The sequence below is a fragment of the Streptomyces liliifuscus genome (assembly GCF_016598615.1).
Classification (GTDB): domain Bacteria; phylum Actinomycetota; class Actinomycetes; order Streptomycetales; family Streptomycetaceae; genus Streptomyces; species Streptomyces liliifuscus.
Map to the genome: position 1 here is coordinate 5,544,604 of NZ_CP066831.1, position 12,969 is coordinate 5,557,572.

At 71.4% G+C, this 12,969-nt stretch carries 12 protein-coding genes; 7 read left to right on the forward strand and 5 right to left on the reverse strand.

Translation table 11 applies throughout. The features are described from left to right. Positions 1 to 83: 83 nt before the first annotated feature. From JEQ17_RS23750 to JEQ17_RS23765, 4 genes are read left to right on the forward strand one after another with little or no spacing between them, the layout of a single operon-like run. Positions 84 to 1,148, forward strand: coding sequence for an NTP transferase domain-containing protein (locus JEQ17_RS23750; RefSeq protein ID WP_407700078.1), 1,065 nt, complete (start codon positions 84 to 86; stop codon positions 1,146 to 1,148). Continuing rightward, positions 1,145 to 2,563, forward strand: coding sequence for a molybdopterin molybdotransferase MoeA (locus JEQ17_RS23755; protein WP_200397095.1), 1,419 nt, complete (start codon positions 1,145 to 1,147; stop codon positions 2,561 to 2,563). Before JEQ17_RS23750 ends, JEQ17_RS23755 begins: the two co-directional genes overlap by 4 nt. After that, positions 2,560 to 3,657 (forward strand): potassium channel family protein, encoded by a 1,098-nt coding sequence (locus JEQ17_RS23760; RefSeq protein WP_200397096.1) that lies wholly within the window; start codon positions 2,560 to 2,562, stop codon positions 3,655 to 3,657. Before JEQ17_RS23755 ends, JEQ17_RS23760 begins: the two co-directional genes overlap by 4 nt. Positions 3,658 to 3,704: 47 nt before the next feature. Further along, positions 3,705 to 4,685 carry an NAD(P)H-quinone oxidoreductase gene (locus JEQ17_RS23765; protein ID WP_200397097.1) on the forward strand — a complete coding sequence of 327 codons (981 nt, stop codon included), beginning with the start codon at positions 3,705 to 3,707 and terminating at the stop codon, positions 4,683 to 4,685. A gap of 39 nt (positions 4,686 to 4,724) precedes the next feature. Here the strand turns inward: JEQ17_RS23765 and JEQ17_RS23770 are convergent, their stop codons facing one another. Next, entirely contained in the window at positions 4,725 to 5,258 is a 534-nt protein-coding gene (locus JEQ17_RS23770) for a hypothetical protein (RefSeq protein WP_200397098.1), read from the reverse strand. A gap of 154 nt (positions 5,259 to 5,412) precedes the next feature. Here JEQ17_RS23770 and JEQ17_RS23775 point away from each other — a divergent pair, with 154 nt between their 5' ends. Together JEQ17_RS23775 and JEQ17_RS23780 are read left to right on the forward strand one after the other, a co-directional pair. Continuing rightward, positions 5,413 to 5,988, forward strand: a complete 576-nt coding sequence (locus JEQ17_RS23775) for a PadR family transcriptional regulator (protein WP_200397099.1) — start codon at positions 5,413 to 5,415, stop codon at positions 5,986 to 5,988. 86 nt (positions 5,989 to 6,074) lie between these two features. Further along, entirely contained in the window at positions 6,075 to 6,617 is a 543-nt protein-coding gene (locus tag JEQ17_RS23780; protein WP_200397100.1) for a bacterial proteasome activator family protein, read from the forward strand. Positions 6,618 to 6,733: 116 nt separating this feature from the next. Here JEQ17_RS23780 and JEQ17_RS23785 read toward each other — a convergent pair whose 3' ends face one another. Beyond that, on the reverse strand, positions 6,734 to 8,374 hold the full coding sequence (locus JEQ17_RS23785; protein WP_200397101.1) for a protein kinase domain-containing protein: 1,641 nt from the start codon (positions 8,372 to 8,374) through the stop codon (positions 6,734 to 6,736). 347 nt (positions 8,375 to 8,721) lie between these two features. On the opposite strand from JEQ17_RS23785, the gene JEQ17_RS23790 reads away from it, so the two are divergent. Then, positions 8,722 to 10,272: a protein kinase domain-containing protein gene (locus JEQ17_RS23790; RefSeq protein ID WP_200397102.1), complete on the forward strand. Its 1,551-nt coding sequence runs from the start codon at positions 8,722 to 8,724 to the stop codon at positions 10,270 to 10,272. 137 nt (positions 10,273 to 10,409) lie between these two features. Here the strand turns inward: JEQ17_RS23790 and JEQ17_RS23795 are convergent, their stop codons facing one another. The 3 genes from JEQ17_RS23795 to JEQ17_RS23805 form a co-directional block, all read right to left on the reverse strand. Then, positions 10,410 to 11,435 carry a phosphotransferase gene (locus tag JEQ17_RS23795; protein ID WP_200397103.1) on the reverse strand — a complete coding sequence of 342 codons (1,026 nt, stop codon included), beginning with the start codon at positions 11,433 to 11,435 and terminating at the stop codon, positions 10,410 to 10,412. Positions 11,436 to 11,480: 45 nt separating this feature from the next. Beyond that, positions 11,481 to 11,903 carry a pyridoxamine 5'-phosphate oxidase family protein gene (locus tag JEQ17_RS23800; RefSeq protein WP_200397104.1) on the reverse strand — a complete coding sequence of 141 codons (423 nt, stop codon included), beginning with the start codon at positions 11,901 to 11,903 and terminating at the stop codon, positions 11,481 to 11,483. 179 nt (positions 11,904 to 12,082) lie between these two features. Then, positions 12,083 to 12,745 (reverse strand): response regulator, encoded by a 663-nt coding sequence (locus tag JEQ17_RS23805; RefSeq protein WP_200397105.1) that lies wholly within the window; start codon positions 12,743 to 12,745, stop codon positions 12,083 to 12,085. Between the last annotated feature and the right edge of the window lie 224 nt (positions 12,746 to 12,969).

A 12,969-nucleotide genomic window follows, 5' to 3' on the forward strand; every position in this document is an offset into this window, starting at 1 on the left:
GGCCCGTACGACCTCGTCACCACCCCCGTCCACATGCTGTGCGCGGGGGTGGAAATGATCCATCGGGCGCCCATACTCGGGGGGTGACCGCGTACGAGCCTCCCAGCGCACCCGGTTCTTCCGGCGTACCCGGTTCCTCCGGCGCGGCCGGTACGGACGGCCGGGACATGGACGGCCATGATGCCGTCGTGCTCGCCGGCGGTGCCGCCCGCCGCCTCGGCGGGGCGGACAAGCCCGGCGTTCGCGTGGGCGGCCGCGCGCTGCTCGACCGCGTCCTGGCGGCCTGCTCCGGCGCGGCCACCACCGTGGTCGTCGCGGAACCCCGGCCCACCGCGCGTCCGGTGGAGTGGGCGCGCGAGGACCCGCCCGGCGGGGGCCCGCTGGCCGCCCTCGACGCCGGCCTTGCGCACACCGCCGCCGCGTACGTCGTGGTGCTCTCCGCCGACCTGCCGTTCCTGGACGAGGGGACGGTCGAGCGGCTGCTGACCGCTCTTCAGGACGCAGGTACGGAGGGCGTGTTGCTCACCGACTCCGACGGCCGCGACCAGCCGCTCGTGGCCGCGTACCGGAGTGTGGCGCTGCGCCGCGGGCTGGCCGCCCTCCGGGCCGAGCACGGCGAACTGACCGGGCTGCCGCTGCGCCGGCTCACCGGTGCGCTCGAACTGACCCGTATCACCGACCCCGTCGCGTCCTTCGACTGCGACACCTGGGACGACATCGCCGCCGCCCGGGCACGTATCAGGGAGCATGGGAACGTGTTGGATGAATGGATCACCGCAGTCAAGGACGAGCTCGGCATCGACCTGGACGTCGACACCGGCACCCTGCTCGACCTCGCCCGCGACGCCGCGCACGGCGTGGCCCGCCCGGCGGCACCGCTGACCACGTTCCTCGTGGGGTACGCGGCCGCGCAGGCCAAGGGGGGCCCCGAGGCGGTCGCGGAGGCCGCCCGCAAGGCGACCGCACTGGCGCTGCGCTGGGCGGCGGAGGCCGACGACGGCACCGCACCACCCCCGACGACCCCGTCAGGCACCGGCACCGGCAGCGGGACCGACTCCGGCACCGGGACCGCCGCTCCCGAAGCCGGCACCGGCAGCGGCACCGACACTGGAACCGCCGCTCCCGAAGCCCGTCGGGACGCCGGATGACCGCCCCGGGGCAGTACGAGGAGGTCGACCTCGACGATCTCGACGTCGACGAGGCCCTCGCCCTGGTCAAGGAAGGCGGTGCCCAGGTGCCCGACGGCTCCGGAGCCACTGGAGGTTCCCCCGCCGTGCCCCAGCCGTCACCGCGGGGCGGGAGCCGCGAGCACGGGGAACACGCCGCCGACGGTACCTCCCGGGCACGCGCGGCCGAGCACGGCCACCACAGGGCCACCCCCTGGCCCGAGGCACGCGCCCTCGCCGGGCGGGCCCCCCGTCGGCCGGATGCCCCCGTCTCCGTGTCCCTCGACGCCGCACTGGGCCTCGTCCTCGCCGCTCCCCTCGCCGCCCTCACGGACCTCCCGTCGTTCGACACCTCCGCGATGGACGGCTGGGCCGTCGCCGGGCCGGGACCCTGGGACGTCCGGGCCGAGGGAGTCCTCGCCGGCCATGCCGAGCCCGAGCCCCTCACCGACGGCGAGGCCGTCCGTATCGCGACCGGCGCGCGCATTCCGCAGGACGTCACCGCGGTGATCCGCAGCGAGCACGGCCGCACCGACGAGAAGGAACGGCTCCACGCGACCCGCGAGGTCGTGCCCGGGCAGGACATCCGCCCCCGGGGCCAGGAGTGCCGCTCAGGCGATCCTCTGCTGCAGCGCGGCACGGTGGTCACCCCGGCCGTGCTCGGGCTCGCCGCTGCCGCCGGATACGACACCGTCTCGGCCCTCCCCCGGCCCCGCGCCGAAGTCCTCGTCCTCGGGGACGAGTTGCTCACCGAGGGTCTGCCCCACGACGGGCTGATCCGGGACGCGCTCGGCCCGATGCTGCCGTCCTGGCTGCGCGCGCTCGGCGCGGACGTCATCGCCGTGCGCAGGCTCGGCGACGACGCCGAAGCCCTCCGCAAGGCCCTGAAGAACTCCGACGCCGACCTCGTCGTCACCACGGGCGGCACCGCCGCGGGACCCGTCGACCACGTGCACCCCACCCTGCGCCGCCTCGGCGCCGAACTCCTGGTGGACGGCGTCAAGGTGCGGCCGGGCCACCCCATGCTCCTGGCCCGCACCAAGGAGAACCAGCACCTCGTCGGCCTCCCCGGCAACCCCCTCGCCGCCGTCTCCGGCCTGCTCACGCTCGCCGAACCCCTCCTGCGCACCCTCGCGGGACGCGCGGCCCCGGAGACGTACACGCTGCCCCTGAAGGAGACCGTGCACGGCCACCCGTACGACACCCGGCTGATCCCCGTCGTCCTGCGCGAGGACCGGGCCGTGCCGCTGCACTACAACGGACCGGCCATGCTGCGGGGCATCGCCGTGGCCGACGCGCTCGCGGTCGTGCCGCCCGGCGGGGCGCGCCCCGGCCAGGAGCTGGAGATTCTTGACCTGCCCTGGGCCACGGCCGGGATCGAGGTGTGTTTCACGTGAAACTTCCGGGCCAGGACGCGATCGCCCGTCACGCGGACGAACGCATCGTCACCCGCCGGGTGAAACTGCCTCGCCGACGGGTGGAACATCCGTTGCGGCAGGTCGCCAAGCGGGTCACCATCGCACTGCTCGTGCTGGTCGGCACCGCCCTCATCGTCTACGCCGACCACGACGGCTACAACGACAACTCCGACGGCTCGGTCGACCTGCTCGACGCCTTCTACTACGCGACCGTCACGCTCTCCACCACCGGATACGGCGACATCACTCCCGTCAGTGACGCCGCCCGGTTCACCAATATCTTCGTGATCACGCCCTTGCGCGTGATGTTCCTGATCATCCTGGTCGGCACCACTCTCGAGGTCCTCACCGAACGCACCCGGGAGGAGTGGCGACTGAACCGCTGGAGGACCGCTTTGAGGGAGCACACCGTTGTCATCGGGTTCGGCACGAAAGGCCGCTCGGCGATTCAGACCGTGTGTGCGACGGGGCTGAAGAAGGAGCAGGTCGTGGTCGTCGATCCCAACTTCAAGGTGATCGACGCGGCGACGGCCGACGGGTACGCGGGCGTGGTCGGCGACGCCACCCGCAGCGACGTACTGATCCGCGCCGAGGTCCAGCGGGCCCGGCAGATCATCATCGCGACCCAGCGCGACGACACCGCCGTGCTGGTCACGCTGACGGCCCGGCAGCTCAACCGGGGGGCGAAGATCGTGGCCGCCGTGCGCGAGGAGGAGAACGCGCCGCTGCTCAAGCAGTCCGGCGCCGATGCAGTCATCACCAGCGCCAGCGCGGCCGGCCGCCTTCTCGGTCTCTCCGTGCTCAGCCCGAGCGCGGGCATGGTCATGGAGGACCTCATCCAGCAGGGCAGCGGCCTCGACATCGTCGAACGGCCCGTCATAAAGGCCGAGGTGGGCAAGGGTGCCCGCGAGACCGAGGACCTGGTGGTGAGCGTCGTACGAGGACACCGGGTTCTCGGATACGACGATCCCGCCATCGGGAAGCTGCAGTTGACGGACCGTCTGATCACCATCGTCCGGGTCACCCCGCACACCCAGGTGGCACCGGACATGAGGCCACTGAGGCAGGACTAGGGCGGGGACCGGAGCCAGGACCGGACGCCCGGAGTAGCCTCGCCCGCATGCGAGCGATCACGATTCCTGAACCTGGTGGGCCCGAGGCGCTGGTGTGGGACGAGGTCCCGGATCCGGTGCCCGGCGAGGGCGAAGTGCTGGTCGAGGTGGCGGCGAGCGCGGTGAACCGTGCCGATCTGCTGCAGCGGCAGGGTTTCTACGATCCGCCGCCCGGCGCGTCCCCGTACCCCGGTCTCGAATGCTCCGGGCGGATCGCGGCGGTCGGCGCCGGTGTCTCGGGGTGGGCTGTCGGGGACGAGGTGTGCGCGTTGCTCTCCGGCGGCGGGTACGCCGAGAAGGTGGCCGTGCCGGCCGGGCAGCTGCTGCCGGTGCCCGAGGGCGTCGGGCTCGACAAGGCGGCCGCACTGCCCGAGGTGACCTGCACGGTCTGGTCCAACATCTTCATGATCGCCCACCTCCGCCCCGCAGAGACGCTCCTGGTGCACGGCGGAGCGAGCGGCATCGGCACCATGGCGATCCAACTGGCCAAGGCCGTCGGCGCGAAGGTCGCCGTCACCGCGGGCAGCAAGGAGAAGCTGGACTTCTGCGCCGAGCTGGGCGCGGACGTGCTGATCAACTACCGCGAGCAGGACTTCGTGGAGGAGATCAAGGCCGCCACCGACGGGGCGGGCGCCGACGTCATCCTCGACAACATGGGCGCCAAGTACCTGGACCGCAACGTCCGGGCCCTCGCGGTCAACGGACGGCTCGCGATCATCGGCATGCAGGGCGGCATCAAGGGCGAGCTGAACATCGCGATGCTTCTGGGCAAGCGCGGCGCCGTCACCGCGACCTCGCTGCGCGCCCGTCCCGCCGGCGAGAAGGCGTCGATCGTCGCGGCCGTACGGGAGCACGTCTGGCCGCTGATCTCCGCGGGGCACGTACGTCCGGTGGTCGACCGTGAGCTGCCGATGAGTGACGCGGCCGCGGCGCACCGGGTGCTGGAGGAGAGCGGGAACATCGGGAAGGTGCTGCTCACGCTCCCGTAGGACTCGACGGCCGGGGCGGGACCGCGGTTCCGCCCCGGCTCAGCCCCGCCGTACGCGCAGTGCGACGAACGCGAGGCCGAGGCCCAGACCGATGAGGACCAGTCCGCTGCCGAGGGGCAGGACCCGCAGGACGGGTTCCGAGGCGCGTACGTGGCGGCCGGCGGCCTGCTCGGCGTCGACGGGCTCCTGGGACCGTGGCGCGGTGTTCCCGGGCGTCTCGGGGCTCTCGGGAGCGACAGCGCCCTCGGACTGCTCGCCGTCCGCTGGACCGTCCGGGTGACCGACCCCGGCGTCCTCCTCCCGCGCCTCCTCCGGCACGTCGTCCCGAGTCCCGTCCTGGGCCTCGTACCGCGCTTCCTCTTCCTCTGTCTCTTCCCCTGTCTCCTCCTCCGTCGGCGCGGGGAGCCGGCCCGGCCGCTCGCGTCCTTCTCCGGCCCGGCTGCCCGCCCGTGACTCGCCGGGCGCGGGTTCGTACGAGGAGACGTGGGGGACGGCGTACGACATCGGAGCGGGGCCTGCCAGCAGGACCAGCACCAGGCCGGTCACATGCAGGGGGCGGAGCCATGGAGTCACGTCGGTGACCCCCTCCTGGTGCGCAGGAACCAAGATCGACGGCACCAGAGTCACACGGGGCGCCCGCACCGGCATCTCGGTCGCGCGGTGCCGAAGCGGTCACCCTCAGTGACACCCTTGGCGTGCACAGATGTACGGGGTAGAGATACCGGTTATGTCGATACGTCACGGTCTGCTGGCGCTTCTGGAGCGTGGGCCGCGCTACGGTTCACGGCTGCGCACCGAGTTCGAGGCGCGCACCGGCTCCACCTGGCCGCTGAACATCGGCCAGGTCTACACGACGCTGGGCAGACTGGAGCGGGACGGTCTGGTCGTTCAGCAGGGCGCGGACGAGGCCGGACACGTGCTGTACGCGCTGACGGAAGCGGGCCGGGCCGAGCTGCGGTCCTGGTTCACACGTCCCGTGGAGCGCACGAACCTGCCGCGTGACGAGCTGGCGATCAAGCTGGCCATGGCGGTCGGGGCGCCGGGGGCCGACATACGGGCGATCGTGGAGACACAGCGGCGGTATCTGTCCGAGGCGATGCACACGTACACCCGGCTGCGGGCGCAGGCGCTCGCGGAGGGCCCCGGGCACCGGGACGAGGTGGCCCGGCTGCTCGTCCTGGAGCATCTCGTCTTCCGCGCGGAGGCCGAGATGCGGTGGCTCGACCACTGCGAGGCCCGGCTGCTGCGGCTCGCGGAGGCGGCGGCCACGGATCCGCCGCAGCCGCCTGCGCCGCCGGTCTGACGCGCGACGCCGGTGCGTACATGGTGGATCACGCCCGGGAGGGGGCACCAGGGTGATGAAGTGTGCGGGTGCGAGAGAATGGCGGCATGGAGATGCCGAGGAACGAAAGGTCGCCGGAGAACCCCCAGATCCTGGTCGTTGGCCAGGACGGGATGGCTCTCGGCGGCGGAGGAGACGAGGACTCCCGTGAGGTCCCGGTGACGGAGATGGTGGAGCAGCCCGCCAAGGTCATGCGCATCGGGAGCATGATCAAGCAGCTGCTGGAGGAGGTGCGTGCGGCACCCCTGGACGAGGCGAGCCGGGTCCGGCTCAAGGAGATCCACGCCAGCTCGGTCAAGGAGCTGGAGGACGGGCTCGCGCCCGATCTCGTCGAGGAACTGGAGCGGCTGTCCCTGCCGTTCACGGACGACGGCATCCCCTCGGACGCCGAACTTCGGATCGCGCAGGCCCAGTTGGTGGGCTGGCTCGAAGGGCTCTTCCACGGGATCCAGACCACCCTGTTCGCCCAGCAGATGGCGGCCCGCGCCCAGCTGGAGTCGATGCGCCGGGCGCTTCCGCCGGGTGTGGGCGGCGGCGAGGACGACGACGATCCGCGTGCGGGCGGCCGTGTCGGGGGTCCGTACCTGTAACTGCGGCCCGTACCTGCACCTGTAACCCGAAGACTCCCACCACTCCGAACAGCGCGCGGACGAAAGGGGCCCGGCAGAAATGCCGGGCCCCTTCGCGTGTCCGAACGGTCAGGGAATCAGGCGGGGTTGCCCGACGACACATAGAGCTGGATCTTGGGCATGCTCTTGGGGTCGACGTCCGAGTCCGCGGCGGGGATCTGGCTCATGACCGTGTCCTGGCCGTAGGCGTTCTCGTCGACCGGCTGGCTCTCGTACTGCCAGCCCGCCGCCTGAAGGCACGCCTTCACCGAGTCCATGTTCTTGAACTTGAAGTCCGGGACCTTGATCTTGTCGGCGTCGTTGTACGACTCCTCGGGCTCCGTGCACTCCGTCTTCTCGATCTTCTTCGTCGTGTCCGGCCCCTTGTGCCCGGCGACCTCGGACGCCGACGCGCTGGATTCCGTACCGCCGCCCTTGTCGTCGTCGCCTCCGCCGCCCATCTGCAGCGCGGCGATCAGCCCGCCGACGGCGGCCAGCGCGACGACGATCGAGCCCACGATCACCGGCATGTTGCTCTTGCGGCCGCCCCCGGAGGCGGGCGCCGAGGGCTGCTGCGGCGTGATCGTGTACGGCGGCGGGGTCGAGTAGCCCTGCTGCGGGGAGTACGCGGCGGTCTGGGCCGGCGTGTGGTAGCCGCCCTGCTGCGGATAGCCGTACGAAGGGGCGGGCGTGGACGTGTGCGCCGGGGTCGGCGGGCCGTAGGCGCCCGGCTGGTACGGCGTCTGTACGTTCCCCTGCGGGGCCTGCGCCGACTGGTCGACCGGCGGGAACACCGCGGAGCCGACACCGGCGCCGCTCGACGTCTGGGCGCCCGGCACGATGCTCGGCGGCGCGGCCTGGAACGACTGGGCCACGCGCAGGCACTCGTCGCGCATCGACTCGGCGTTCAGGAAACGCTCGTTCGGGTTCTTCTTCAGGGCGCGGGTGATCAGGGCGTCCACGGCCGGCGGCAGCGAGCGGTTGATCGAGGAGGCCGAGACGGGCTCCTCCTGAACGTGCGCGTACGCGATGGCCAGCGGCGAGTCCGCCTCGAACGGCAGCCGCCCGGTGACCAGCTGGAACAGCATGATGCCGACCGAGTACAGGTCCGAGCGGGCGTCCACGCCCCGGCCGAGGGCCTGCTCCGGTGAGAGGTACTGCGGGGTGCCGACGACCATGCCGGTCTGCGTCATCGACGTGACACCGGACTGCATGGCGCGGGCGATGCCGAAGTCCATCACCTTGACGACGTTCCGCTTCGTCATCATCACGTTGCCGGGCTTGATGTCACGGTGGACCAGGCCCATCTCGTGGCTGATCTCCAGCGCCGCAAGCACGTCCGCGGTGATCTTCAGGGCCTTGTCGGCGGGCATCGCGCCGAACTGGGTGATGTCCTGGTCGAGGACCGAGCCCAGCGGGCGGCCCTCGACGTACTCCATGACGATGTACGGAGTCGTGACCCCGTCCAGGTCGTCCTCGCCGGTGTCGAAGACCGAGACGATGTTCGTGTGGGTGAGCTTGGCCACCGACTGGGCCTCGCGGCGGAAGCGCTCGCGGAAGGCCTGCTCACGGCCGAGCTCGGTGTGCAGTGTCTTGATCGCGACCTGTCGGTCGAGCACCGAGTCGTACGCGAGATGGACCGAGGCCATGCCGCCCTCGCCGAGCAGATCGCGCAGTTGGTAGCGCCCGCCGGCGACCGAACGCCCCGCGTACCGGTCGTGTGCGCCGTCCTGGCTCATGTTTCTGCGTCCCCCATCGGCGTGCCCCGTCACGCGGGCGGAAGCTGCTGGTGTGGCCCCCGCGGCGGTGATCCTCAGTGTTATTCCCGGCCAAGTCTGCCGGAGGGCACTGACACGTCAAGCTCGGTGCCCGTTCCGTGACCGTACGCGAAAGAAGAGTCGCGGAAGCGTTACAGGTGCCGTACGGCCGGTACACAGAATTTGCACCCGCGGACCGGCTGTGGGTTTCATGGCCGGTCCATCCCGGGTCGGCCTCTCACGCGGAGGCTGTAGCGTGGCCCGACGGAGACCGTAACAACCACCGCGCGTACTTCGACCGGTGCGGACAGAAACGACGGCGAGGACTGATGGCACAGCAGCAGCGCGCTCAGGGCCCGTCCGACCCCGAGGCGACTGGCGGCGGTATGTCAGATGCGCCGGAGTTGTGGGGTAACGGCGGGCTGGTCGGGGACGGCCGGTATCGGCTCACCCACAGACTAGGCCGGGGCGGCATGGCCGAGGTGTTCGCCGCCGAGGATGTCCGGCTGGGACGCACGGTCGCGGTCAAGCTGCTCCGCTCCGACCTGGCCGAGGACCCCGTGTCCAAGGCGCGGTTCACGCGCGAGGCACAGTCGGTGGCCGGGCTCAACCACCACGCGGTGGTGGCGGTCTACGACTCCGGCGAGGACGTGGTCGGACACCAGGTCGTCCCGTACATCGTGATGGAGCTCGTCGAGGGCCGTACGATCCGTGACCTGCTGCTCAACGCCGAGGCGCCCGGGCCCGAGCAGGCACTCATCATCGTCTCCGGAGTGCTGGAAGCGCTCGCATATTCGCATCAGCACGGCATCGTGCACCGCGACATCAAGCCCGCGAACGTGATCATCACCAACACCGGTGCGGTCAAGGTGATGGACTTCGGCATCGCGCGGGCCCTGCACGGCGCCCAGTCGACAATGACTCAAACCGGCATGGTCATGGGCACGCCCCAGTACCTCTCGCCCGAGCAGGCGCTCGGCAAGGCGGTCGACCACCGGAGCGACCTGTACGCGACGGGCTGCCTCCTCTACGAACTCCTCGCGCTGCGGCCGCCGTTCACCGGTGAGACCCCGCTGTCGGTGGTCTACCAGCACGTCCAGGACATCCCGGTGCCCCCTTCCGAGGTCTCGGACGCGGCGCCGCCGGAGCTGGACGGCCTGGTCATGCGCTCGCTCGCGAAGGAGCCGGACGACCGGTTCCAGACCGCGGAGGAGATGCGCGGGCTGACCCAGTACGGGCTGCAGATGCTGTACGACCAGGGCGGCCACACCGGGACCTGGAACACCGGGCCCGTGGAGATGCACGAGGCCGTGAACACCCCGGCGATGGGCCTCGCGGGCTCTGCCGGGCTGCCGCACCCCGGCGACTCGGGCACCACCCAGATCCCGTCACCGATGCTGCCGCCCGGCCGCGGCGGAGGCGGCGACGACGGAGGCTTCGAGGGGCACGGCAACCGGGGCAGCGGCCGCGGCAAGCTGTGGATCCTGGCGGTCCTCGCGGTGGTCGCGATCGCGGCGGGAGTCGCGCTGGCGCTGCAGAACGGCAACGGCGACGGTGGCGGGGGCGGCACGAAGGAGACGCCGACCACCTCGCAGACCGAGAAGGAGACGACACCGAGCGAGAGCACGTCCGACGAGCCCACGGACGAGCCCACGAACCAGGACACCGGCACGGGCGGCGACCCGGACTTCACGCCGTCGTACACACAATCGCCGAGCAACAGCCCATCGCCCACGAAGAGTGAGCCGACGGATCCGGAGACGACTCCGACGGACGACGTGACGCCGACGGACGAGGAGACGACTCCGACGGACGATCCGACACCGTCGGGCGAGCCGACGGGCGAAGTCGGTGAAGCGGACGGCGGGACCGGCGGCTGACCCGGACCCTCCGCACCACCCTTCACGCGCGCGTGGAACCCGGAATCGGGCTCCACGCGCGCGTGCCGTTTCACGAGCCCCACGGCCGAGGCGGCCGAGGCGAGTGAGCCGGCTGACGCGGTCGAGTCGGTTCCGCCTCACCCCACGAACGCCTCGCACACCGCGTCGTACTCCCGCGTCCACCACACCGCCAGCGCGGAGGCCGCGGGGAACTGCGGGTCGGCACGGGTGTCCCCGCGCTCGTAGTGCCAGCGCAGTATCCAGAAGTCGTTGAGCCGCTCCCACCACACGCGGTGCACGGCGGCCGAGAGCTCGGAGGGGGTGGCCCGCGCGGAGCGCCGATACGCGCGCGCGTAGGCCCGTACCCTCGTCAGGTCGAGTGTGCCGGCGGGGCGTACGAAGAAGATCACCGCGGCGCGCACCGCCTCCTCGGCCCGCGGCTGGACGCCGAGCCGGTCCCAGTCGACGATCGCGGCGGGAGTGTCTCCCCGGTAGAGCACGTTGAAGGGGTGGAAGTCCCCGTGCACCCAGCCCACCGAGCCGCCCTGCGGGGGCCGGCGGTCCGCGTGCCGTTCCAGCAGGGCGCGCCGCTCCAGGAGACGGTGGCGGGCCAGTTCGTCGAAGGCGTCGGCCGGCCGGTGGCGGCGCACCCGGGCGAGCAGGTCGTCGATGAGGGCGAAGGTGTCGGCGAGGTCGGCGCTCTCCGCACGTTCCTCGGACTGCCGCGGTGGCATCACCCGCTCCAGGGACGCGTGTACGACGCCCAGGAGCGCCCCCAGGCGCCGGCACTGCTCCGTGGTGAGCTGGGCCCCGCTGCGGTGCCGTCCGTCGATCCAGGGGTGCAGCGCGTACGCGTGGCCGCCGATGACCGCGACCGTCCGGCCGTCGGTTCCGGTCAGCGGCGGGGCCACCGGGACGCCGAGGTCGGCGAGGCGCTGGGTCGCGCGGTGCTGGCGGGCGATCGCGGCGGGGTCGGCGGTCTCGGGGTCGAAATGGTGCTTGAGGAAGTACCGGCCCCGGGTGGTGGCGAGGCGGTAGCCGCGGTTGAGCAGCCCCTGGTCGACAGGTTCGCAGGCCAGCGGGGCCCCGGCGGCGTAGCGCCGCAGCAGGGCGCCCAGAGGGGGCGCGGGGGAGAGGGCGGGCGAAACAGATGAGCGCGGCACGCGCCAGATGTTAGGGCACCGGAGAGGCCGTTGACCTCGGGCTTGTCACGGACAGTGCCGGTGTGCAAGCTCCAGGCCACCGTCCGTCGAGTGCACGGTGACGAACTCCGGAGTGACCTCCAGGTACACGGGCTCGAAGGGTGCGTCGTCCACGCGGCGCGGGGCCGGGCCGAAGAGCGCGAGCTGGGCTGCGGTGGGCTCGACGCTCTCGCACACGCCGACGACCTGAACCGACCAGTGGCCCTCGCCCGCGCGCGGGGAGCCCAGGTTGTCCGCGCCGTACGCGACAACGCCTCCCGCGCACGCCCGGTGGTGGCCGTACCCCTTGTGCATCCGCAGCAGGACACGGCCGCCCACCACGATGTGGCGGGCGGTGGCCAGGAAGGGCAGCGCGCGCATGCTGGCCGCCAGGCGGCCGTGCTGGACGCGGCCGAGCAGTCCGGCGGCGAGCTGTTCGTCGGTCGGCATGCCTCTCAATGTGCGGCACCGCGGGAGACGGAGAAAGGGGCGCCCGGCCCTCCGCGCAGGGACATAAGTCCCGAATAAGCGGCCTCTGCGGAGCACCGGCCGACGTCCAGGGAACGCTGATCGGCCTCTACGGAGAGCACGGAAAACGCAAACAAGGCCCTACGGAGAGCGTGGAAGACTCAGCGCTCCTTCTCCGCCTGCATCCGGGCCACATACGCGGCCGCCTGCGCACGCCGCTCCATGCCGAGTTTGGACAGCAGACTGGAGACGTAGTTCTTGATCGTCTTCTCGGCGAGATGGAGCCGCTCGCCGATCACGCGATTGGTGAGCCCCTCGCCGATCAGGTCGAGGATCCTGCGTTCCTGGTCGGTGAGGCTCGCCAGCCGGGTGTCGCCCTTGGCGCTGCCTCCGCCGCGCAGCCGCTCCAGCACGCGCGCGGTGGCCTCCGGGTCGAGCAGGGACTTGCCGGCGGCGACGTCACGCACCGCGGAGAGCAGCTCCTCGCCGCGGATCGCCTTGAGGACGTAGCCCGAGGCACCTGCCATGATCGCGTCGAACAGGGCCTCGTCGTCGGCGTAGGACGTCAGCATCAGGCATTTGATGCTTTCGTCCCGGGAGCGGATCTCGCGGCACACCTCGACCCCGCTGCCGTCCGGCAGACGTACGTCGAGGACGGCGACGTCCGGGTGGGTGGCCGGAATTCGCACCAGCGCGTCGGCCGCCGTACCCGCCTCGCCGACCACTTCGAAGTCGTCCTCCACCGAGAGCAACTCGTGCACACCCCGGCGGACCACCTCATGGTCGTCGAGAAGAAATACAGTGATTTTTCCCTCTTCGCGCACGGAGCCAGTCTCACACACGATCTTTCCGACCGCCCCAGTCGAACTCTTCCCGTCCCCGGGGTGACCGGGATAACGTGCCGGTGTTCCGGCCCCCTGCCAGGCTGTAACCAGTGCTCTGACCAGCGACTGTTCCCGATCGGCGCAAAGTACTTGGAAGTCCGAGTGGGAAGTACTCGGAAATCCAAGCAAAAACGCAGGTCAGGAGGGGTTTCACAGAAATGTGG

Bases quoted from the DNA above. Each gene is read 5' to 3' on its own strand.
- JEQ17_RS23780 (WP_200397100.1), top strand. From the start codon at position 6,075: ATGGAGATGCCGAGGAACGAAAGGTCGCCGGAGAACCCCCAGATCCTG.
- JEQ17_RS23765 (WP_200397097.1), top strand. From the start codon at position 3,705: ATGCGAGCGATCACGATTCCTGAACCTGGTGGGCCCGAGGCGCTGGTG.
- JEQ17_RS23755 (WP_200397095.1), top strand. From the start codon at position 1,145: ATGACCGCCCCGGGGCAGTACGAGGAGGTCGACCTCGACGATCTCGAC.
- JEQ17_RS23800 (WP_200397104.1), bottom strand. From the start codon at position 11,903: ATGCCGACCGACGAACAGCTCGCCGCCGGACTGCTCGGCCGCGTCCAG.
- JEQ17_RS23785 (WP_200397101.1), bottom strand. From the start codon at position 8,374: ATGAGCCAGGACGGCGCACACGACCGGTACGCGGGGCGTTCGGTCGCC.
- JEQ17_RS23790 (WP_200397102.1), top strand. From the start codon at position 8,722: ATGGCACAGCAGCAGCGCGCTCAGGGCCCGTCCGACCCCGAGGCGACT.
- JEQ17_RS23775 (WP_200397099.1), top strand. From the start codon at position 5,413: ATGTCGATACGTCACGGTCTGCTGGCGCTTCTGGAGCGTGGGCCGCGC.